Source organism: Actinoplanes sp. DH11 (genome assembly GCF_020873875.1).
Classification (GTDB): Bacteria; Actinomycetota; Actinomycetes; order Mycobacteriales; family Micromonosporaceae; genus Actinoplanes.
In genome coordinates, this window is record NZ_JAHWGU010000001.1 from 107,106 (window position 1) to 128,752 (window position 21,647).

Annotated in this window: 20 protein-coding genes and 2 pseudogenes; 14 read left to right on the top strand and 8 right to left on the bottom strand. The window is 68.0% G+C overall.

Features of this window, described 5'->3' with window-relative positions; genetic code table 11:
- Positions 1-128: 128 nt before the first annotated feature.
- Entirely contained in the window at positions 129-302 is a 174-nt protein-coding gene (locus LPA41_RS00560) for a hypothetical protein (RefSeq protein WP_229067441.1), read from the bottom strand.
- 158 nt (positions 303-460) lie between these two features.
- Between LPA41_RS00560 and LPA41_RS00565 the strand changes: the two genes are divergently transcribed.
- Positions 461-994 (top strand): SigE family RNA polymerase sigma factor, encoded by a 534-nt coding sequence (locus LPA41_RS00565; RefSeq protein ID WP_229067443.1) that lies wholly within the window; start codon positions 461-463, stop codon positions 992-994.
- A complete protein-coding gene (locus LPA41_RS00570) occupies positions 981-2,174 on the top strand; it encodes a hypothetical protein (protein WP_229067444.1) in 1,194 nt (397 codons plus the stop codon). Before LPA41_RS00565 ends, LPA41_RS00570 begins: the two co-directional genes overlap by 14 nt.
- Positions 2,175-2,328: 154 nt before the next feature.
- Here LPA41_RS00570 and LPA41_RS00575 read toward each other — a convergent pair whose 3' ends face one another.
- A complete protein-coding gene (locus LPA41_RS00575; protein WP_229067446.1) occupies positions 2,329-2,544 on the bottom strand; it encodes a hypothetical protein in 216 nt (71 codons plus the stop codon).
- A gap of 990 nt (positions 2,545-3,534) precedes the next feature.
- Here LPA41_RS00575 and LPA41_RS43170 point away from each other — a divergent pair.
- The 9 genes and pseudogenes from LPA41_RS43170 to LPA41_RS00615 all read left to right on the top strand — a co-directional run bounded on the left by LPA41_RS43170 (position 3,535) and on the right by LPA41_RS00615 (position 14,015).
- A complete protein-coding gene (locus LPA41_RS43170) occupies positions 3,535-3,642 on the top strand; it encodes a helix-turn-helix domain-containing protein (protein WP_374238101.1) in 108 nt (35 codons plus the stop codon).
- Positions 3,617-3,917: pseudogene (locus tag LPA41_RS00580) on the top strand (helix-turn-helix domain-containing protein); the annotation flags it as partial. The gene LPA41_RS43170 and the pseudogene LPA41_RS00580, both read left to right, overlap by 26 nt.
- 466 nt (positions 3,918-4,383) lie before the next feature.
- Positions 4,384-5,241, top strand: a complete 858-nt coding sequence (locus LPA41_RS00585; protein WP_229067448.1) for an alpha/beta fold hydrolase — start codon at positions 4,384-4,386, stop codon at positions 5,239-5,241.
- Between the two features lie 83 nt (positions 5,242-5,324).
- Positions 5,325-5,996 (top strand): TIR domain-containing protein, encoded by a 672-nt coding sequence (locus LPA41_RS00590; RefSeq protein WP_229067450.1) that lies wholly within the window; start codon positions 5,325-5,327, stop codon positions 5,994-5,996.
- Positions 5,993-7,195, top strand: coding sequence for an FxsC protein (fsxC, locus tag LPA41_RS42880; protein ID WP_229067451.1), 1,203 nt, complete (start codon positions 5,993-5,995; stop codon positions 7,193-7,195). The genes LPA41_RS00590 and fsxC overlap by 4 nt, the downstream gene beginning before the upstream one ends.
- On the top strand, positions 7,188-11,075 hold the full coding sequence (gene fxsT / locus LPA41_RS00600) for an FxSxx-COOH system tetratricopeptide repeat protein (protein ID WP_229067453.1): 3,888 nt from the start codon (positions 7,188-7,190) through the stop codon (positions 11,073-11,075). The genes fsxC and fxsT overlap by 8 nt, the downstream gene beginning before the upstream one ends.
- A 206-nt stretch (positions 11,076-11,281) precedes the next feature.
- The gene (locus LPA41_RS00605) at positions 11,282-11,485 is read left to right on the top strand and encodes a hypothetical protein (protein WP_146617039.1); all 204 of its coding nucleotides are present in this window, start codon (positions 11,282-11,284) and stop codon (positions 11,483-11,485) included.
- Between the two features lie 3 nt (positions 11,486-11,488).
- Positions 11,489-12,739, top strand: coding sequence for an FxsB family cyclophane-forming radical SAM/SPASM peptide maturase (locus LPA41_RS00610; protein ID WP_229067455.1), 1,251 nt, complete (start codon positions 11,489-11,491; stop codon positions 12,737-12,739).
- On the top strand, positions 12,726-14,015 hold the full coding sequence (locus LPA41_RS00615) for an HEXXH motif-containing putative peptide modification protein (RefSeq protein ID WP_229067457.1): 1,290 nt from the start codon (positions 12,726-12,728) through the stop codon (positions 14,013-14,015). Before LPA41_RS00610 ends, LPA41_RS00615 begins: the two co-directional genes overlap by 14 nt.
- Here the strand turns inward: LPA41_RS00615 and LPA41_RS00620 are convergent.
- The 6 genes and pseudogenes from LPA41_RS00620 to LPA41_RS00645 all read right to left on the bottom strand — a co-directional run bounded on the left by LPA41_RS00620 (position 13,993) and on the right by LPA41_RS00645 (position 18,456).
- Positions 13,993-14,463: a hypothetical protein gene (locus tag LPA41_RS00620; RefSeq protein ID WP_229067459.1), complete on the bottom strand. Its 471-nt coding sequence runs from the start codon at positions 14,461-14,463 to the stop codon at positions 13,993-13,995. The two genes, LPA41_RS00615 and LPA41_RS00620, sit on opposite strands and share 23 nt — an antisense overlap.
- Positions 14,460-14,903, bottom strand: coding sequence for an HIT family protein (locus LPA41_RS00625; protein ID WP_229067461.1), 444 nt, complete (start codon positions 14,901-14,903; stop codon positions 14,460-14,462). Before LPA41_RS00625 ends, LPA41_RS00620 begins: the two co-directional genes overlap by 4 nt.
- A complete protein-coding gene (locus LPA41_RS00630) occupies positions 14,900-15,184 on the bottom strand; it encodes a hypothetical protein (RefSeq protein ID WP_229067463.1) in 285 nt (94 codons plus the stop codon). The genes LPA41_RS00625 and LPA41_RS00630 overlap by 4 nt, the downstream gene beginning before the upstream one ends.
- A gap of 516 nt (positions 15,185-15,700) precedes the next feature.
- Positions 15,701-15,847 (bottom strand): annotated as a pseudogene (locus LPA41_RS00635) (IS701 family transposase); the annotation flags it as partial.
- Between the two features lie 349 nt (positions 15,848-16,196).
- Positions 16,197-17,474: a Na+/H+ antiporter NhaA gene (gene nhaA, locus LPA41_RS00640; RefSeq protein ID WP_229067464.1), complete on the bottom strand. Its 1,278-nt coding sequence runs from the start codon at positions 17,472-17,474 to the stop codon at positions 16,197-16,199.
- Between the two features lie 28 nt (positions 17,475-17,502).
- Positions 17,503-18,456, bottom strand: coding sequence for a DUF4862 family protein (locus tag LPA41_RS00645; RefSeq protein WP_229067467.1), 954 nt, complete (start codon positions 18,454-18,456; stop codon positions 17,503-17,505).
- 280 nt (positions 18,457-18,736) lie between these two features.
- On the opposite strand from LPA41_RS00645, the gene LPA41_RS00650 reads away from it, so the two are divergent.
- Genes LPA41_RS00650 through LPA41_RS00660 form a run of 3 tightly spaced genes read left to right on the top strand, consistent with a single transcriptional unit; the run spans position 18,737 to position 21,642 of the window.
- Positions 18,737-19,774 carry a TRAP transporter substrate-binding protein gene (locus LPA41_RS00650; RefSeq protein ID WP_229067468.1) on the top strand — a complete coding sequence of 346 codons (1,038 nt, stop codon included), beginning with the start codon at positions 18,737-18,739 and terminating at the stop codon, positions 19,772-19,774.
- A gap of 40 nt (positions 19,775-19,814) precedes the next feature.
- Positions 19,815-20,321 (top strand): TRAP transporter small permease, encoded by a 507-nt coding sequence (locus tag LPA41_RS00655; RefSeq protein ID WP_229067470.1) that lies wholly within the window; start codon positions 19,815-19,817, stop codon positions 20,319-20,321.
- Positions 20,322-20,334: 13 nt separating this feature from the next.
- On the top strand, positions 20,335-21,642 hold the full coding sequence (locus LPA41_RS00660; RefSeq protein WP_229067472.1) for a TRAP transporter large permease: 1,308 nt from the start codon (positions 20,335-20,337) through the stop codon (positions 21,640-21,642).
- Positions 21,643-21,647: the final 5 nt, after the last annotated feature.

A 21,647-nucleotide genomic window follows, 5' to 3' on the forward strand; every position in this document is an offset into this window, starting at 1 on the left:
GCTGACGGCGGCGCCTCAGCCTGCATCTGACCGCGCTTCCTGCCGGCCGCCTACGCCGGGGCACCGGTGGTCATGGCGTGCCGACCCGCAGCGCCGGCTCCGGCGCGAGGACCGGAAGCGATACGCAGTCAGGCGCTGCAACCCACGACGGCGCCCGGCCACCCACAGTGCCCGTCACGGCCGCCCGCCGCGGCCCGCCCGAGGTAGACGACCGTCTCGGCACTGCGGGCCACCCGCGAGATCACCTCGAAGTCGGCGAGGGATCCCCGGGAGGCCCCGAAGATCGCGGTCAACGTGTCCATCCATGCCGGCGGGCTAACCGGACGGTACGCCCCACGCTGTGTCCCGCACCATTTGTCAGGGCTTGCTCACGCACAGTTACGAGACGATTACTTCGATGGTTGGTGCACCCCTAGAGGCCAGTCGGACCGTTCTTCCCCCGAACAAGGAGGCATCCGATTTGAGATCCGATGACGAACAAGCGTTCCGCGAGTTCGTGACCTCGCAGATGGCGTCGCTGCGCAAGCAGGCCTACATGACCTGTGGCGACTGGCACACGGCCGAGGACGCCGTGGCCAACGCGCTGGTCAAGCTCTATCCCCGCTGGCGCAAGCTGGAACGACCCGACCTGTACGTCAAGACCATGGTCTACCGCGCCGCGATCGACGAGACCCGTCGGCCGTGGCGGCACGAACGGGCGGCCGGCGATGGCATGCCGGAGGTGGCACTGCGCGACCCGGCGGGCATGACCGACGAGCGCCTGCGCCTGCGGGCGGCGCTGGAGGCGGTGCCCGCCCGCCAGCGGGCCGCCGTCGTCCTGCGCCACTACATGGGCCTCAGCCTGGAGGACACGGCCAGCGCCCTCGAGTGCACGGTCGGCACGGCGAAGAGCCAGGCCTCCCGAGGGCTGGCCAAACTGCGCGAGCTGCTCGCCGCCGAACGCATCAATCTCACCGGGGAGCCGATGGAGGAATGGACCAATGCAGTTGCATGAATTCGTGGACGCCGTGACGGCCGACGAGCCGCCGATGTCCCGCACCGCCGACGACATCATCGCGGCCGGCCGGCGGGCCGAGCGGCGCCGGCGGGCCGGGTTCGCGTCGGCCGGGGCGGCCGGCCTGGTCGCGGTCGCGGTGGCCGGCGCGTTCGCGCTGCCCACGTTCGGCTCGTCCGGCGACGCCGCGCCGGGCACCACCGTCGCGGCGGGCGCCACGGCGGCGCCGACCGCCGCCGCCACGTGGGCCGAGGCGGCCCCGTTCACATGGACCTTCCAGGGCTTCGAAGCCGGCCCGTTTCACGTGCAGGACCCGATCGTGGCCTCCACGGCCTACCAGATCGCCTCGGTCTACCAGGACGGCCGCACCTCCAACGACAAGTCGGTGTCGGGCGACGAGGCGGCCCGCGCGATGGCGGACAAGATGAAGGGCAAGACCAAGCCCACCCTGTACGCCTACCTGACCGTCTACCGCCCGGGCGCCTTCGATCCGGCCGGGATCCGCGCGGGCAAGCAGGTTACCGTGGCCGGGCACCGCGCCGTGCAGGCCAACCTGCCGACCGGGCTCGACCCGAAGAACCCGCTCGAGCCGGGCAACAAGCTGTTCGCGTGGGAGTACACCACGGGCGCCTGGGCCGCCGTCACATCGATCTCCAACGACGACGACGCCCCGTCGTTCGCCGACTTCGCCATGCTCGTCACCGGCCTCAAGCCGAGCAAGCCGACGCCGGCTACGGTGCCGTTCGAGGTCGGCTACGTGCCGGCGGGCTACGAGCCGCTGCAGGTCGGCTCGCACGCCATGCCCGGCCTGGACGGCATCTCGTCGGCCCGCGACGGCAACTACGGCGGCGCCACCTACACCCGCCCGGCGCTGCCCGCGTCCGGCCTGACCGCGCCGTTCGACTCCGGCGAGGACGCCATCACCGACGGCTTCCACATCTACGTCACGCCGAGCCGCAACTCCAACCAGTCGGCCCAGGCCGGCAAGTCGAAGTGCTACGACGGCGGCTTCTGCAACGTCTGGAGCGTCGACGGCAAGGTCCAGGTGCAGGTCAGCGCCCAGACCACCGGCAACAAGCTACCGATGTCGGAGCTGCAGAAGGTCGCCGCGTCGATCAAGGTCGCCGACGTGGCCAAGGAGTCCACCTGGACCCCGGCCGCAGGCGCCCTGCGCCCGTAACCCCGCACCCCGTCCCCACGGCGGCGCCGCACCTTGCGACGCCGCCGTTGCGGAACCCATGACGAGGTCTTTGTGTTGCTCGTTCCTCTAGCCGAGTGCGTTACGTACAGAGCCTTTGGCTACGTGCTTAGTGTCCCGCGCCGAAAATTCGGCTTCAAAACCGGGCGAGTGATTCGAGGATCTCTTCGGCGGTCTTGGTCCAGATGAACGGTTGCGGGTTCTGGTTCCAGGCGGTGATCCAGGCTCGGATGTCGGCTTCCAGGGCTTGGACGCTCTTGTGGGCGTCGCGGCGGATCCTCTGGTCGGTGAGGAATCCGAACCAGCGTTCGACCTGGTTGATCCAGGAGGAGCCGGTCGGGGTCGAATGCATGTGAAACCGGGGATGCCGGGCGAGCCAGGCCGGATCGCCGGGGTCTTGTGGGTGCCGTAGTTGTCGCAGACCAGGCGCACGTCCAGGTCGGGCGGGACCTGTCTGTCGTGGCGATGAGGAACTGCTTGAACTCGGTGGCCCGATGCTGGCGGTGCAGTTCACTGATCACCGTGCCGTCGGCGATGTTGAACGCCGCGAACAGGCTGGTGATGCCGTTGCGGTAGTAGTCGTGCGTGCGCCGTTCAGGCATATTTCGGTTACAGTGCGTTACTCCTGTGCGGTGTTCGGCGCGCCGGTCAGAGCGTCCACGGGGCCGTGCAGGATGGTGCTCAGGGCGGTGACGGGCGGCCGGTCCTGGGCGAGCCGTCTGCGGGTGCCGGGGCCGTGTCGCGTCGCCTTGTTCTGGGCGTGTCCGGTGGCGGTCGCGGGCGCTGCGGATCCGGATCCGCAGGAGCCGGCTTCACCGCGGTGTGGTGATCGCTGCCGACGGCAGCCCGTCTGGCCGGACGGAGACATCCGGTTCACGAGGCTGTTTCAGGAAAGCCGGAGCCGGAGCCGGCGGCGCCAGCAGAGGGGTTACCGCCGGATCAAGCAAGGGGGATCGCGATCGTGCCGGAAGCCCTCCCACGCCGGCTCCGCTACCACCATGTGGTCCGCGCGAGTGCCGCCGGCCAGCCCGGTGGATCCTCACAGAGTCAGGCGAGAGGGCTGCCCGCAGCTCTAACACCCACCATGCAGGGCTGACGGGGCTCCTAAAGCGAGGTTCCTCAAATGGGCGACTATCGGTTCGAAGTGTCTTCAGCGTGACGATTGATGCAGTAGAGGTCGTCGCGCGAAGGCGGTGATTGCTGTGCCTGCTCCGGTCGTTGCTCGTCGCGCTGTGGACGACGTCGAGCGGGCGCGGGTGCGCAAGCTGGCGGTGGCCAGGCATGCGCCGGTGGATTGGGTGGTGCGGGCCAGGATTGTCGCAGCCTCGTGGAGGGGTGCTCGGTGCCGGCGATCGCCGGGCAGGTCGGATGTCACGCGCGGACGGTGCGGTCGTGGATCCACCGGTTCAACGCCGAGGGAGTCCCTGGCGCTCACCTACAAGGAGTTTGAGCTGCTGAAATACCTGCCCAGCACCCGGGCCGGGTGTGCAGCCGCGATCAGCTGCCGCGCGAGGTGTGAGGTTACGACTACTTCGGCTGCACCCGAACCATGGATTTCCACGTCCGGCGGTTGGGGCCAAGCTGGGCCCCCGCTGCGAGACGATGATCGGCACGGTACGCCAGGTCGGCTACAAGTTCGTGAGACCCAGCAGCACGCAGTCCACGCCGGATGCCTGGGACCAGTCGCTCATCGATTCGCTGCGCCTCGACCCGGTTGCGCGATAGCGGAATCCAGGTCCCACCGATCGGGGGATGACGAGGCCGGCCCCGGGGTAGCCAGCCTGTCACCACCGACTGGATGATCGGCGGGCGCCACGGCGACGCGGCATTCGGCCGAATCGCCATTCCGGGGCGCCCGCATACGGCGAAACCGTGCCCCAGCAGCGATGTTTTCACCCGGTGATCCACGAGCCCGCCGTGACCTCGCGGCTACCGTCGGCGTTGAAGCCTCGAGGCTCAACCACGCCTCGAGGAATATCGTCTATAACCGGACGAGTCATCGCCCGGAAGTGCAAGGATGGCCGTGACACCCTTAGAGACGGCGTGGCACTATGACCCGATGTCCCTGGGGAAACGTCGACACCAATGGATGCTTGACCGTGGCCAAATGGGGAGGGCGTGAGTGGTCTCATCGCCTTCCACCCTGGTGCCGACTCCTGACGGCAGGAGACTAGGCGTCGAGATATCCGGAATGGAACCCGGCTCGACGGTCTTCCTCATGCACGGCACACCGGGCAGCCGCCTCGGCCCCAAGGTCCGCCCCATCGTTCTGCACCAGCTCGGGGTCAGGCTCGTGTGTTACGACCGGCCGGGCTACGGCGATTCGGACCGCCGCAAGGATCGCACCGTCGCGGACGCCGCGGAGGACGTCAGGCACATCGCGAACCACCTCGGCGTCGACACCTTCTCCGTGGTGGGCCGCAGCGGTGGGGCGCCGCACGCACTGGCCACCGCCGCAATCCTCGGCGACCGGGTTGACCGGGTGGCCGCGCTCGTCACCCTGGCACCCCCGGACGCGCCCGACCTCGACTGGTACAGCGGGATGACCGACGCCAACGTCCGTGACTACTCGCACGCCGACAACGACGAGGCGAAGCTCATCGAGAGCCTGCGCCTTCAGGCCGATCGGGCCAAGCGCGATCCCGCCAGCATGCTGGACAACCTTCGCTCGCAGATGACCCAGGCGGATCAATCAGCGGTGCGGAGCTCCACGATTCAGGGCCTGCTGACCGACACCTATCGCGAGGCGATGCGCGTCGGGCCCTACGGTTGGATCGACGACGTCCTGGCGCTGCGCCGCGAGTGGGGGTTCGAGCCCGGGAAGATCCTGCAGCCGGCTCTGTTCTGGCATGGCGAGCGGGACAATTTCGCACCGGTCGAACACACCCTGTGGCTCGCTCGCCAGATCGAGAACGCGGAAGTCCGCATCCAGCGAGACACCGCGCATTTCGGCGCGATGGGGATCCTTCCCAGCGTCCTCGGCTGGCTGACCGGATCAGGGCACCGGCCCTTGCAGTCCATCGGCCCCTATTACGCCAATCCACGGTAGACCCCGGCGCGAGCACTGTAGGCGGTTGGTCACTGGATGCTAGTGTCGGCCCTCTCCGGTGACGTGATCGTAGGGGGCGGGCAGTGTCCAAGGAGCTTCCGGAGACGCCGGACGCTCCCCTGTTCTTCGTCAGTTACCGACGATCGTTCATTCCGGACCGACCCACCGTTGCCGGCCGCCCCTATGGCAAAGAGATCCTCCAGTTCTTCGACGACCTGACGGATGACGTCGGGGAACTGATCGGCGCCCCGCTGAACTACAAGCCCGGATACCTGGACCGCGCTGACAGCTTCGGAACGGAGTGGGAGCGCCAGCTGCTCACCGCGATCGGCACCTGCCAGGTGCTGGTCTGCCTGCTGTCCGAGCCGCTGTTGCGGGACAGCGAGTGGTGCGCCCGGGAGTGGCACGCCTTCGCCCGGCGCGAGATCATCCGCGACCCGGCCCTGGCGCGAGAGCACCAGCGCGCGATCGTGCCGGTGATCTGGATGCCGCTGCACCCCACCCTGGAGCTTCCGAAGAGGGTCTCCCAGATCGGCATCTACTTTCCGCCCGGCTTGCCTGATCCTGGTTATGAGACGGCATATCGCGAGAACGGACTGCTCGGCCTCATCCGTTCCGGCCAGCACACGGCTTACCGCGCCATCGTCTGGAAGATCGCGATGCACGTGGACCACGTACGCCGGTCGTGTCTGGTCAGACCGGATGTGCCGGCGGACAGCTCCATCCTGTCGACGGACTTCGAGGAGGATGTGTGACACCATCCGATCCGGCTCGATACGCGTTCTACCTCAGCTATGCGAGGACGGCCCCGATGGGCCCGGGGACGCCGGGGGACGGCGACAGCACGGTGCGCGACCTGTTCACCAGGCTGTCCGATGAGGTCCGGGCACTTCTCGGCAGCAACAGTCCCCCGGTCGTGGGGCACTTCGACGACATTGACCAGCCGTCGGCCGACTGGAAAGCGGACCTGAGCCGGGCGCTCAGTCATGCGGACGTCTTCGTGGCGTTGTACTCGCCGAAGTACTTCAACAAGACCCTCCCTCTGCAGGAGCGTGCCGCCTACATGCGACGGCTGACCGGGCGGGAGCGGGCACTGCGCCTGCTCCCGGTTCTCTGGGTGCCGTGGGAACCCTGGAATCATCAGGAGGAGCGGCTCGCGTCGCTGACGCTGGACACCCAGGCCGAGGCTTACAAGGAGAACGGCCTGCGGGCGCTGTGTCGGCTGGCCGCTTACGAACCGGCGTACCACCAGATCGTGGGCACCCTGGCTCGCCGGATCGTCGCCATCACCAAGGCCGCCGGGCCGCGCCCGGCCACCCCGGCGGTGATCGACGACGCGGAGGCGCCGGAGCCCGGCCCGGCCGGAATGCGGCTCACCGTCATGGTGCTGGCGCCGGTCCGCGCCACACTCCCCCGCGACCGGCCCCGAGCCGGTTACGGTCAGCTCGCCGTCGAGTGGCATCCGTTCAGGGACGAGACGCCGCTCTCACCGGCGCAGATGGCCGCCAACCTCGCCGAGCACCGCCATCTGGCGCCTCGGCTCACCGACGCGCAGATCGGATTCGGGCCGCTGGCCGAAGGCGCGGTTCTGGTGCTCGTGGATCCGTGGATCCTGGACTCGCCGGGGGGACGCGAGATCGTGGACGCCGTCGCGGATCGGCTGCCGGAATGGGCCGAGGTAGTCGTGATCGCCGACAGCGACGACCCCCAGTACCGCGATCGGGGGGCGGAACTCACCGCCACCTTGAACGTTATGCTGGGCAGCGTCCGGCGACAGGTGCGACGCATTCTGTACGCCGATCAACTGGTCGAGAGAATGCCGATCGTAATCGACGAGACCCTCCGGGCATATCTGAAGACGGCGCCCGTCTTCCTGCCCAAGGGCGCTGTGGTTCCGATGCCCAGGATCACCGACGATGCTGGTCCATCCCAGGAAGAGGACATCGATGACTGAGAACCGCGATGGCACCGTTGTCACGTTCTATTCGTACAAGGGTGGCACCGGCCGGACCATGGCCCTGGCCAACGTGGCCTGGATCTTGGCGAGCGCGGGTCATCGGGTGCTGGTCGCCGACTGGGATCTGGAATCACCGGGATTGCACCGATTCTTCCACCCGTTCCTTCGACGGAGCGCCATGCAGGACGCCGACGGCGTCGTCGAGATGGTCAACCGCTACGACGAGGCCACCCGGCGGGACGCCGACCGGCCCAGCGACTGGCAGGCCGAATACGCGCGGGTCAGCCAGTTCGCGTTCTCGCTGGATTGGAAGCACTTCCCCTCGGGCGGCAGCATTGATTTCATGCCGGCCGGCCAGAACAACACGAGTTACGCCCGGAGCGTCTATGAACGCAACTGGGACGAGTTTTACGACAAACTCGATGGCGGAAAACTGTTCGACGCCTTGCGCGCGGACATGAAAAAGAACTACGACTACACGTTGATCGACAGCCGGACCGGCGTGAGTGACGTCGCCGGAATCTGTACGCGCCATTTGCCGGACGTGCTCGTCGACTGTTTCACCTTCAGCGACCAGGGCATCTACGGTGCTGCGGAAGTCGCCGCGAGCATCGGCCTGAGCGTACGCCCGGTCCGCGTTCTGCCGGTGCCGATGCGCGTCGACTCCGCCGAGAAGGAACGCGTCGACGCCGGCCGGTTCCTCGCTCGTGAGCGATTCGCCGGGCTGCCGGCCGGCATGGAGGCCTCCGAGCGGGATCGATACTGGGCGACGGTCGAGGTTCCGTACCGGGCGTTCTACGCCTTCGAGGAGACGCTGGCAACCTTCGGTGACCAGCCCGGCGTGCCCACCTCGATGCTGGCGTCCTACGTCGCCCTGGCCGGATACCTGACCGACGGGGTGGTGACCGAACTCCCGGCGATGAGCGAGGATCTCCGCATCCGCACCGTGGCGCAGTTCGCCCGGCGGGTGACCCCGGCCGAGGAGAAGGTCGATCTGAGGTACGCCCCGGTCGATCGCCTGTGGGCGGAGTGGGTGTCCGATGTGCTGCAGGCGGCCGACATCACGGTCACCATGGTGGAGACGGGCATTCGAGCCGACCCGGGCACCGAGGGCGCACGCCAACTGAGCCTGGTGTCCCAGGCCAACGCTGAAGCCGAGGCCGCGCGGATCTCCCTCGACCGCCCTGACCCGCGCGCTCCCCTCGTGGCCTACATCGCCGACGTGCGGCCGTTCCGTGGCCGCGCCGCCGAGGACAACGCGTTCCTGTTCGGGCAGCCGGAAGCGACGGCCATCGAGCGCCTTCTCAAGCTGGTTCGCCGGCCGACGGCCGAGATCGATATGAGCCGGATCGGCGTCCGGTTTCCCGGCACGCCGGCCGCGGTGTTCAACGCCCCGATCCGCAACATGCTGTTCACCGGCCGCGAAGGGGACCTTCTCCGACTCCGCGAACAGTTGCAGGATCAAGGCGCCAGCGCGCTCTTGGGCAACCAGTCGGTGGCCCTGCAGGGCATGGGCGGCATCGGCAAGACCCATGTGGCGCTGGAGTACGCGCACCGGTTCCGCAACGCGTACGACGTGATCTGGTGGATCGACGCCTCCGACGTCCCCTCCCTGGACACCCAACTGGCGACGCTGGGCAAGCGCGTCGGGTTGGGCGAGGAGGGCACGATCGCCGATCAGGCCGCGGCGCTGCTGCAGAAACTGGAACGCGGCGACGTGGTCGACCGCTGGCTGGTGGTCTTCGACAACGCGGAGGACATCGAGAAGGTCAAGCCGTACCTGGCGTCCGGGCCGGGCGGCCACGTGCTGATCACCGCCCGCAACCGGCAGTGGTCGGAGCATCAGGCGACCATCCAGATGGACGTCTTCCAGCGCGCGGAGAGCGTGGCGCACCTCCAGCAGCGGCTGCCCACGATCCGCAAGGAGCACGCCGGCCGGATCGCCGAGCTCCTCGGTGACCTGCCGATCGCGGTCGCCGCCGCGGGCGCGTGGCTGGCCGAGACCGGGGCGCCGGTCGAGGACTATCTGCGCGACATTCAGGAGCGGCCGGACGGCGTGCTGTCCAGTCCCGGTAACCCGTCGGTGGAGAAGACCTGGGACCTGTCGCTGTCCCAGCTCCGGGAGACCTCGGCCGGGTCATACCGCCTGCTGCAGCTCTGCTCGCTGCTCGCGCCGGAGATCTCGCTCGAGTTGATCTACGGCGACCGGATGGCCGAGGTCCTGCGTCCCTTCGACCCGGCCGTCACCGAGACCGCCTATCGATGGTCGCTCGTCCACACGATCAGCAAGCTGGCGCTGCTGCGGCTGGACGTGTCCAACCGCCGGGTGCACGTCCACCGGCTCCTCCAGCACGTGGTCAAGCAGCGCATGTCGGAGGAGGAGATCGCGGCGACCCGGCTCGAGGTGCACGCCGTGCTGGCCGCCGCGCGGCCCCGTGACGACGTCGACAACCCGTTGACCTGGCCACGATTCCAGATGATCTGGCCGCACATCGAGCTGTCCGAGGCCTATGAATCGCGCGATGAGGCGGTCCGCCGCCTCATCATCGACCGGGTGCGCTACGTCTGGTTGACCGGTGACAACAAGGGCGCGCGCGCCTTCGCCGAACGCCATGTCGAGCGATGGCAGGACCTGATGGACCGGCTGATCACCGACGAGGAACGCGATTCGCTGCGGCGTCAGATCCTGCACCTGCAATTCAACCTGGGCAACATCGTCCGCGACGAGTTCGCGTTCGCCGAGTCCCGCGCGCTGAACGAGAAGGTGCGGGCCGAACAGAGCGACCTGCTTGGCGCCAATCATCCGCACACTCTGATGACAGCGGGCAGCCTCAGCGCCGACCTGCGTGCCCTCGGGCTCTATGCGGAGGCTCTGGAGCAGGACAAGGTCACCTATGCCGCCTGGTCGACGGTCTTCGGCGAGGAACATCCGCGCACGCTGACCGCACTGAACAACCTCGCCGCGTCCTATCGGCTCGTCGGCGACTTCAGGTCCGCACGCGAGCACGACCAGACGGTGTACCAGCGCAGCACCGCCAATCTCGGCGACGACAGTCCGATGACGCTGCTGGCCGGCACCAACCTCGGCCGTGACCTGCGCGAAGCGGGCGATTATCGGGGCTCGGCCGAGTTGCTCGCCCAGCTCGCTGAGCGATTCCGGGCCGCCGTCGGCGAGCGGACCCCGCGGTACTACAACCTACTGGTCAACCAGGCCGTGTCGATGCGCAGCGCGGGCCAGATCGATGAGGCGGCGCCGCTGCTCGAGAGGGCGTACGAGCAGTTGAACCACCTGCTGGGCCCGGACAAGCCGGATACCCTCGGCGCCCGGCTGAGTCGTGCGGTGAACCTACTGGCGAGCGGCGAGGTGGACAGTGCCGGCTCGGAGTTCGAGTTGATCGACGGCTCGTACGAGCGATTCGGCCTGAGCGACACCCACCCGCACCGCCTCGCCTGCGCGACGAACCGGACCGCGACGGCTCGCGCGGCGGGCGACCTCGTGCGTGCCCGCAGTCTCGCCGAGCACGCCAGCCGGGGCCTCGTCACCGCGCTCGGGCCCGAGCATCCGTACACGATCGCCGCGGGCATGAATCTGGCCATCGTGCTGGCCGAGCAGAACGACCTGGCCGGCGCGCGGGAGAAGTTCGAGTCGCTGCTCCGGGAGATGCACGACGTGCTCGGCCCGGACCATCCCGACTCGCTGCTGTGCGAGGGAAACTTCCTGCTGGTCCGCCGCGAGCAGGAGGGCCGGCGGTACGAGTCGGAGCTCAACGACGTCGTCGCCCGGCTCATCTCCTCGCTGGGCGCGGAGCATCCCGCGGTAGGCGCTCTGCGCGAGTCCCGGTACCTGCCCCGCACCTTGGACCCGCATCCGTTCTGACCGTTGCATCCCATCGAATTGCTAGATCAAGAATTTTCCCACCACATCACATATTCGCAGCATGCCACCGTTGCCGGTGACGCGATTGCAAGATCGCGATTATCGACGTCATGGTGGCTGGTTGTTCACGGACGGCGGACATGCGATCCTGTGAATGCCAGACCGCCGAGACAGATGCCGGTTTGGCAGGAGGTATGGAGGTCACAATGACTGTCGTCCACTCGGACGAAACGCGCGACGCGACCGATTGGGCGGCCACGCCCGACGTGTCCGCCGAGCCCGTCACGCCGCTGGACGCGGACGACGGCACCATCGTCGGCCGGTGCGCCGACCAGGTGCTGAGGTCGCTCGACGACCCCGACGGCGTCTTGAGCGCATTCAGCTCGCTCACGCCTCCGCCGAATCCCTGAGGCTTGCCATTGACTCCCGCCACGCTGTTCGACCGTGTCCGGGACGTCCAACGCACCATGGCGCCCTGGCCCTATGCCGAACTCGACGTCGAGGCGCTGAAGGCCACCGGCTGGCGCCCGAAACCGTTCAGCGAGGTCATCCTCAAGGTCCATCAGCGCTGCAACCTGGCCTGTGACTACTGCTACGTCTACGAACACGCTGATCAGAGCTGGCGGGACCGTCCGCCGGCGATGCCCGGCGAGGTGCGTGACGCCGCGATCGCGCGGATCGCGGCGCATGCCGGGCGACACGGCCTGAAGGACCTGCGGGTGGTGCTGCACGGTGGCGAGCCGATGCTTTATGGCATCGACCGGCTGACCACCCTGGCCGAGTCCCTGCGCCGGGCGGTGCCGCCCGGCTGCCACGTCGAGATCGGCATGCAGACCAACGGCGTGCTGCTGACCGAGGCGACGGTCCGCGCCCTGGTGGCCCATCGCATCAGGGTCGGCATCAGCCTCGACGGCACCGCGGCCGGCCATGATCAGCACCGCCGGTTCAAAGACGGGCGTGGGAGCTTCTCGGCCGTCGCCCGCGGGATCGAGCTTCTTCGCCGCCCGGAGTTCCGCAGTTCGTACTCAGGACTTTTGACAACGATGAACGTCAATATCGATCCGGAACTCGGATACCAGCAATTGATGGCCTTCGAGCCGCCGGCGATGGACCTTCTATTGCCGCACGCGACGTGGAGTGATCCGCCGCCACGACCGATGGGCGCACCCTCGTACGCCGAGTGGCTTATCGCATTCTTCGATCGCTGGTACGCCGATCAGTCGCCGACACGCGTCCGCCTGTTCGAGTCGGCGATCCGGGTCCTGCTCGGCGGCCGCAGCGACAGCGAACAACTCGGGCTCAGCCCGTCCGGCGCCATCGTCATCGAGTCGGACGGGGATATCGAGCAGGTCGACGCGCTGAAGGTCGCGTACCCGGGCGCAGCGGCCACCGGCCTGAACGTCCGCACCGACGACCTCGACGCGGCCCTCGACGATCCGGGTGTGGTGGCACGGCAGATCGGCCGGGCGGCGCTGGCCGACGAGTGCCGGGCGTGCCCGCTCGTCGATGCGTGCGGTGGCGGGCACTACGTGCATCGCTACCGCGCCGGCGCGGGCTTCCGGTCGCCTTCGGTCTACTGCACGGACCTGGACGTCTTCGTCCGGCACGTGCAACGGACGGTGTCGGCCGATCTGCGTAGGAGACGATCTGTTGACGGTTTATAGTCTGGCGCCGGCGATGTTCGACCGGATCGGCAGCGGTCTCGGCGGCGCCGCGGCGGTGAACCGGCTCACCGAGGTCCGGCGGAGCCGGCACCTCATCATGCTGCGGCGCCTGCTCACGCACTGGCCCGGTGACTCGGAGCCGCTGCGTGACGTCCTGGAACGGTCCCGGATCGCCGCACCGGATCGCTTCGCCGACGTGGTCAGCGCGCCGATGGTCGGTGGCTGGGCGGCCATCGCGGGCCGCGGCGTCACCCGTGACCCCGCGGACGTGCAGGCGATGGGACATCTGGCCGCCATCGCGCTGGTGGCGGCCGCCGCCGCGGAGATCGACGCCTCGGTCCGGATCCCGGTGCACCACGGCGCGGCCATGCTGCCCGGTCTCGGCGCGGTCGTGGCCGGCGGCCACCACGAACTCGAGGCGACGACGAGCCACGGCCGCATCGTGGTCTTCGTCGACGGCGCCGGGCTCGAGGTCCCGGCGGATCCGGCGGGCGAGGCCCGGGGATGGCTGCCGCTGCGCAAGCTGGACGGCGGCACGTCCCGGGTCGACCTGGAGGACCTGCACCCGTACCGGCACGGTCACCACACGCCACCGGCCGGGCGGCTCAGCACCGAGGACGCCAAACGGTGGGAGGCCCTGTTCGGCGAGACCTGTCAGCTGCTGACCGACCATGTGGCACCGCGAGCCGTCGAGCTGAGCGCCGGGATGAGCTCACTGGTGCCGCTGCACCGGGTGAATCCCGACGCGGCGCAGAGCGCGTCGCTGCGTCACGTTTTCGGCGCGTGCGGGCTGACCCAGCCGCTCTCCGCCCACGACTTCGCGGTGACGCTGGTGCACGAGTTCCAGCACTCGAAGCTCAGCGCGTTCCTGGACATGTACCAGCTGACCGATCCCCGCGACCGGCGTCTGCATTTCGCGCCCTGGCGCGTCGATCCGCGACCGCTGGCCGGCCTGTTACAGGGGGTTTACGCCTTCGCCGGCGTCGCCGACACGTGGCGGTCGCTGCGTGACGAGGTCACCGAGGCGGAACTCCGGTTCGCCGAGTCCCGCCTCCAGGTGGATCGGGGCCTGACCGCCATCGAGCGGTCCGGCTCGCTCACCCCGGACGGCGTGCGGTTCACCGCGGCGCTGCGCCGCACCGCCGACGAACTGCTCGCCGAACCGGTCGCCCCGGGCGCCGCCCGGTCCGCCGAGCGCCTGCTGGCCGACCTCAAGGCCGGCTGGGAGGCGCGCAACACCCTCGACGCCGACGTCACCGCGCCACGACGAGCGTGATCAGCCCGATGACCGCCAGCGCACCGTAGAACGGCGCGATCGACCAGGACAGCCACACGTCCGCGCCGGGAAACCATCGGGCCAGGCCGCGCCGGACCTTCGCGCCGAACGTCGTCGCCGCCGGGCCCGCGTCCTCGGCGTCCGCGGGGTTGAGCGAGAAAGATGGAATGGTTTTGGTCCCACGCGCCACCGCGTCGTAGAGCCGCCGGTACGCCTTCTCCTGCCGCAGATAGTTGGCGTCGAGGAGCGAGAAGAGCAGCACGGCCGCGATCCCCAGCAGGGCGATCGCGAACGCCTTCTTGGTCAGCGCGAACCCGTAGGTCGCGGTCACGACCGGGAGCAGCCACCCTTTCGCCGTGCTCGACGCCGCCGACATCCGCGTCACGACGGCCTGGATGTAGTCGAGATGCTTGCGCCGGTCGTCCGCGGCGATGCCCGGCTGCGTCACCGCTCCCCCACAGCCAGGCACTCGCGCCGCACGGACTGCCAGACGTCGTCCGTTCCCGGTGCCCGCCTCGCGGCCGGCCAGATCGGGCCCATCCGATCGTCAGTCCACCGCGGGACGATGTGGACATGCAGGTGGAACACCGTTTGCGTGGCCGCCTTGCCATTGGACTGAATGATGTTCAACCCCTCCGGATCGGTGGCTCGCCGGACCGCTTCCGACAGCCGCAACGTCGCGCGCGCCAGGTGCGCGGCAACGTCACCGTCCAGTGACCACAGATCCGGGACGTGTCCGCGTGGCACCACCAGCGTATGACCCGGTGTCGCGGGCTCCAACGGCAGAAAAGCGACCACATGCTCGTTCCGGAACACCTCGCGCGCGCCCGGATCCTCGCCCCGGACGATCCGGCAGAAGGGGCACCCGAGTTGATCGTTGTCAGTCACCGTGCGAGTGTGCCCGTCCGAGCCGTGGGAAAGAACCCTGACCAGCCGGGACATTCGAAAGAAAGATCAAGTGGAATTCTCCGGTACGGGTAATCGCCTGCGTACGTCCGCCATTCGCTCGATGTCAGTTCCCGCCCCACCATGCGGCAGACATGCGCGACGTCCTCTTCGGTGCCGAGTCGATAGCCGGTGATGGCCCTGTCGCGCGCCACCAGAAGCGCGGTGCCGTCGGCGTTGAAGAGCACCCCGTTCGACTCCAAATTCTCGACCTGCCGCACCAACTCGCCGCTCCGCAGGTCGCGAACCTCGATCGGGTTGAAGGTCTTGCCCGGCTCTGCACCTCCAACGCGATCATGGTGCCCTGCCGGTCGAACGGGGCGACGCCGGTGGCGGTGAAGGTCCGGGGCACCGTCGGTTCTCGAGGTCCCAGAGCGACACGGAATCCTTGCCCGTCACCCCCGTCTCGGGAACGAATCCGTCTCCGAGCGGAACGGATATGACAGCTCCGGGCGCGGTGTTCACGAAATAGGCGCGGGCCTCCTCGGCAACGGCGAGAAAAGACACCCGCCGCGCCGAAGCCGGTGCGCATAGCCGTGGGTCGACTTGACCCGAGGCCTCTAATACTGCAACGGCACTTCATCTCAATGGATCGCCTCGACGTTTGTAGTGGCTCAGGCGGGCCTGGTGTTGGCGTCGTCGTCGCCACCGTGACCACCACCAAACGTGTTTGGGCTGGTGGCGGCGGACGGACAGTGCGGCGAGCAGGCGCCGGATCTCCGGTATCGTGTAGCCGATCATCATGTCGTGACCGCTGCTGTTTGCTGTTGCGCGGTCAAAGTCCGGGCGACGACGAGCCAGGCGTAAGCGCGCATCGACAAGGTGATGTGGGCATACCAGGCCCGCCAATCTCGGACCTGGTATTCGGCCAGGCCGGCGGGGCGTCGGTGGCGAGTTCGTAATGGCCGCGGCGGAGGTTCTGCATAGGCGGCTCAGTCCGGCGATAATGACCTGTGCCGAATGGCTGTGACCAGCGGAAACGCGGGTCGCAGCCATTCTTGGTTTCCCACGTCTGGGCGCGCGGATTCCGCTTCGTGGCACTGTGGTGATCCGACGGTCGCCACCGCGCCATGCGGCACGCCTTGCTCGGCGTCGCCTTTCTCGCCACCGAACTGTCAACGCGTCGAGCCCCCCGCACGCCACCCGCTGCGGCGATGTTCCGCCCGTGAAGGGCTCGATCAGACGAGCCGGGACCTCCTCGACGTCGATGCCGCTGTGTTCTCCGGCCGGTACGGGTCATGCAGCGCCGGGTCGCTCGCCGGCCTGTCGTCCGGCCGTGCCCTGACCTGATGCTCTCCGGCGGCGTTGGTGCGCCCGGCTCCGCCAGGTGAGCAGCAGGCCGCCGATCATGGCGGAGGCAAGGGATCCGATCAGGATGCCGGCTTTGACGGGCTCCGATTGCGGGGTGCCGGGGGCGAAGGAGAGTTCCCCGATCAGCAGCGCGACGGTGAAGCCGATCCCGGAGACCACGGCGACGGCCAGCAGGTCCAGCCAGGTGACCCTCTGGTCCAGGGCCGCTCGGGTAAGGGTGACCAGCGCGAACGTTGCCAGCATGATGCCTAGGGGTTTGCCGGCCACGAGCCCGAGGATGACGCCCTGTGCGGCGGGTTCAGTCAGGGTGGTTGCCAGGGCGTCCGGGCTCAGGCTGACTCCGGCCGCGAACAGGGCGAAGACCGGGACGGCCAGCCCCGCCGACACCGGACGCCAGCGGTGTTCCCAACGTTCGGCCACGCTGCGATCCTGCCCGTCCCGGGCCAGCGCGGGAACGGTGAACCCGATCAGGACGCCGGCGATCGTGGCATGGACTCCGGACAGGTGCATGAAGGCCCAGGCCAGGACGGCGAGCGGGACCAGGATCCAGGCGGTGACGTGGCGACGGGTCAGGCCGGCGAGAACACCGATCGTCAGGAGGGCCGCGCCCAGCCACCCGAAGGCCAGGCCGTCCGCGTAGAGCACCGCGATGACGACGATGCCGAGCAGGTCGTCGACGACGGCGAGGGTGAGCAGGAAGGCCCGCAGCGCGATGGGCAACCTACGGCCGAACAGGGTGAGGACAGCCACCGCGAAGGCGATGTCGGTGGCGACCGGAATGGCCCAACCGCCCATCGAAGGGCCGCCGTGGGCCAGGTTGACGAGGGCGTAGACGGCGGCCGGCGTGATCATGCCGCCGACCGCGGCGACGATCGGGACCGCTGCGGTGGCGGGATTGCGGAGCTGGCCCGTGACGAATTCGCGCTTGAGTTCCAGGCCGACGACGAAGAAGAAGATCGTCAGCAGTCCGTCGGTGGCCCAGTTCGCGACGGAGAGGTTCAGGTGCAGGCTGGCGGGGCCGACCACGGTGTTGCTCAGGTCGGTGTAGGAGTCGCGCCACGGTGAATTGGCCCAGATAAGGGCCAGCACGGTCCCGATGGCCAGCAGGATCGCGCCGGCGTTCTCGGCCCGGAGGGTGTCGGTGAAGTTGCGCCTGCCGCCAGGCGACAGGCTGCCGAAGGCGTTTATCGTTCGGTCGTTCATCGGGGCGGTGACCGGGTGCGGGGCCGGATCAGCCGGCAGCGCGAGCAGCGACGATTTGCGCGAGGGTCGCCTCGACAACCGCGAGCCGGGTCGCCACGTCGGCGTCGACAGGGCGGATGCCGAACTTCAAGCCGATGCGCGGGGTGTCACCCACCGCGCGGAGGGTTTCGGCGATTTCGTCGGGCCCCAGCAGGGAGGCCTCGGAAGCGGCCAGGGCGGGTGCGTCACCGCGGCTGGGGATGTGCATGTCGGTCCAGGCGGGCCCCCACATGGTGTCCTCGCCGGTCGCGCCGGAATAGATGTAGGCCCGCAGCAGCCCGGCGTCGGTGACGGCCTGGATGTGCTCCATCGGCAGCCGTGTTCCGTGTCCCTCGATGGCGCAGCGGCCCCAGTTCAGGCTCATCCCGAGAACGCCTGCGGGCAGGCCGAAGGATTGGACGACAGCGATCTCGTCCGCCAGCGGGAAGAAGCCCTTGGCCGGTGTCTGGCCGGGAACGTAGGCGTCGCAGTGCTCGACCAGGAGTTCGGCGCCGGCCCGGTCCCAGGTCAGGATCTCGGTGAGGGATCGCTGGAACGCTTCGAGGGAGCCACCGCGGGGGCCGGGGGAGGTGTGCACCTCGATCGCGACCACCCGCCGGGTCCCGTACTCGGCGGCGAGGCTGACGGCCAGGTCGCATGCCCGCCCGACGTCACTCAGCGCCCGCTTGCGTTGCACGTCGTCGGTCGAGGCCAGACCGTAGTTCGGAGTGTCGCCGAGTGCGGCCATCATCGACGGCACGAGCGAGACGATCAGGTCGTGTCCCGGGTTGACGTGTGCCCGGATCCAGTCCGGCTCGAGGGTTCGGGCGCCGGACGGGAACAGGGCGAACTCCAGGCCGTCGATGTCCAGCCTGGCAGCCGCGTCGTAGAAGGCGTCTTCAGCGTCGGGATCCGTCGGCGCGGAGATGTACGCGGACAGGAACATGCCGGCGAGGTTGGTCATCGATTCCTCCGTGGAGTGGGGTGCCAGGACAGCAGCCGCGACCGCAGGCCGGAGCTGTCTCTTGGCGGGGTGTTGGTGATCACAAAAAAGTGTTGACGCTTCGGTTACCCCTGGTTATGGTTCCGTTCGACGGAACGCGGTTCCACGTGAGTCTTGCACCGAGATCGAGTGTCCCGCAAGGACCGTCCTCAACCCCTCAGGGCCCCCGCTCCCGGGACCGCCCTCGGACCTGCGGACCGCCGTAGTGCGGCACGCGCTGGTGTACCGAGAAGGAGTCAGCATGAGAAGGAACAAGGTCGTTACCTTCACCGCCGCGGCCATGGTCGCCGCGTTCGCCCTGGTGGGGTGCTCAGCCGGCGACGGAACGAGCAGCAAGGGCGACACGAAGGACGGCGGTGCGAAAGCCGAGAAGACCCTCAAACTGGCGTTCAACCAGCAGCCGAATCACCCGCAGTTCATCGCCCTCGACGCCATGGGTGAGCGGCTGAAGCAGCGGACTGCCGGCAAGTACGACATCGAGGTCTTCCCGAACGAAACCCTGGGCACGCAGAAGGACACCGTCGAGCTGGTCAAGGCCGGCACCATCGAGATGTCGATGGTCGCCGCGCCGCTGATGGAGAGCTTCAACAAGGACTTCATCGTCTTCAACCTGCCGTTCACGTTCGACTCGCAGGAACACCAGCGGAAGACGACGAACGACCCGGCGATCGTCTCCGAGCTGTACTCCTCGCTGGACAGCCAGGGCCTGCGCGTGCTCGGTTCCTTCCACGGCGGGGTGCGGAACATGTACACCTCGAAGAAGCCGATCAACACGCCCGCCGACATGAAGGGCCTGAAGATCCGCGTCATCGAGTCGGACACGAACGTCGAGATGATGAAGCTCATGGGCGGTAGCCCGGCCCCGATGGGAATGGGTGAGGTCTACACCGCCATTCAGTCCGGGGTGCTCGACGGCGCCGAGAACAACGAACTCACGTACGCCAACGTGAAGCACGCCGAGGTCGCCAAGTTCTACAGCTACACCCGGCACCTGATGCTCCCCGACTACCTCCTGATCAACCCGAAGGTCCTGGACGCGATGCCCGAGGACGTCCGGAAGATCTTCCTGGAGGAGATCGCCGTCGCGGTCGAGGAGGAGGGACAGCTCTGGGGTCAGGAGATCCCCCGGTCGAAGGCCCTTGCCGAGAAGGCCGGTGCGCAGTTCAACGAGGTCGACGCGGCCTCCTTCACCAGCCTGATCGCCCCGCTGACGCAGCAGAAGCTCGACAACGACAAGATCCGCGGCATCCACGCCAAGGTTCGTGCGGCCGCCAAGTGAGCCGGCGATCCGGGTGGGTGACAGCAGGAGGGCTGGCGGGATGACCGCAGTCAAGAATGTGTTGGATCGAGTGCTCGGCTGGTGCTGCATCGTGTTGTTCGCGGCCCTGGTGCTCGATGTCGGCTGGCAGGTGTTCGCCCGGCAGGTGCTGGACGCTCCCAGCGGCTGGTCGGAGGAGTTGGCCAAGTACCTGTTCATCTGGCTCGGCCTGCTGGGCGGAGCCTGGGTCTTCGGCGAGCGCGGGCACGTCGCGGCCGACCTGGCAGTCCAGCGGATGCCGGAGAAGGTTCAGCGTGTCACCGCCGTCCTCGTTCAGTTCGCCACGCTGATGTTCGCGGCGCTCACCCTGATCTGGGGCGGTTACCGGGTGGTGCACCTGACCTGGGACCAGACCCTGACCGGACTACCGGTGAATGTCGGGTGGATGTATCTGGCCCTGCCCATCTCCGGCGTGATCACCGCGTTCTACGCCATCTACCACACGATCTCGATCAGCAAGGGCGACGAGGTCCCCATCGACCTGGAAGCCGAGACCGCGCTGTCGTAGGAAGGAGGAATTCATGGAAGCTGCAGCACTTGCGGGTCTCGTCCTGGTCGGCGGCATCGCCGTTCTGCTGCTGATCGGAGCCCCGATCAGCGTCGCGGTCGGGTTGTCCTCGACGCTGGCCATGTTCGTCGTGGTCGGCTTCGACAACGGGGCGCTCACCGCGGCACAGCAGATGTTCCGCGGGATCAACTCATTCGCACTACTGGCCATCCCGTTCTTTGTGTTAGCCGGTGTGATCATGAGCCAAGGCGGCATCGCCTTGCAGTTGATCAATGCCGGCAAGGTGCTGGTCGGCCGGGTGCCGGGCTCGTTGCCCCAGACCACCGTGGCGGCCAACACCCTGTTCGGGGCGGTCAGCGGTTCCTCGATCGCGGCGGCGGCCGCGATCGGCACCACGATGGGCCCGCTGGAGGCCAAGGAGGGGTACAACAAGAACTTCTCCGCGGCGGTCAACGTCGCCTCTGCCCCGGGCGGGATGCTGGTGCCGCCCAGCAACCTGATGATCGTGTACTCGCTGGTGTCGGGATCTTCGGTCGCGGCCCTGTTCGTGGCCGGGTACCTGCCCGGACTCCTGTGGGCGGTCGCCTGCTCCGCCGTCGTGTATCTCTACGTCCGCCGGCACCCCGAACTGCGGGAGACCCAGCGGGTCGGCCTCCGCGAGGGCGCCCGGGTGCTGCTCATCGCCCTGCCGTCGCTGCTGCTTATCGCCGTGGTGATCGTCGGCATCCTGGCCGGCTTCTTCACCGCGACCGAGTCCGCTGCCATCGCGGTGTTCTACTCGGCGATCCAGTCGGCGTTCTACCGCACGATCAAGCTCCGTGACGTCCCGGGCATCCTGCTGGAGTCCACCAAGATCACCGCAGTGGTCATGTTCCTGATCGCCGTTTCGACGATCATGGGCTTCGTCCTGTCCTTCTCGAAAATTCCCGAGCTGGTCTCGGACGCGATGTTCGGGTTCAGCGAGAACCCGGTCGTGCTCCTGCTGCTGATCGCGGTCATCCTGCTGATCGTCGGCTGCTTCATGGACGCCACCCCGGCCGTCCTGATCTTCACGCCGATCTTCCTGCCGATCGTGACCAGCTTCGGCATCGACCCGATCCACTTCGGCATAATGATGATCTTCAATCTGAGTATCGGCACCATCACCCCACCGGTCGGGACCGTGCTCTTCGTCGGAGCGAAGGTGTCCGGCCAGCCGATCGAGGGCATCGTCCGCCAACTGATGCCGTTCCTGGCGGCGCTGACGATCTGCCTGATCATCGTGATCTTCACACCGGGGCTGTCGCTCTGGCTGCCCGAACTCTTCGGCCTCATGCCCTGATCGAG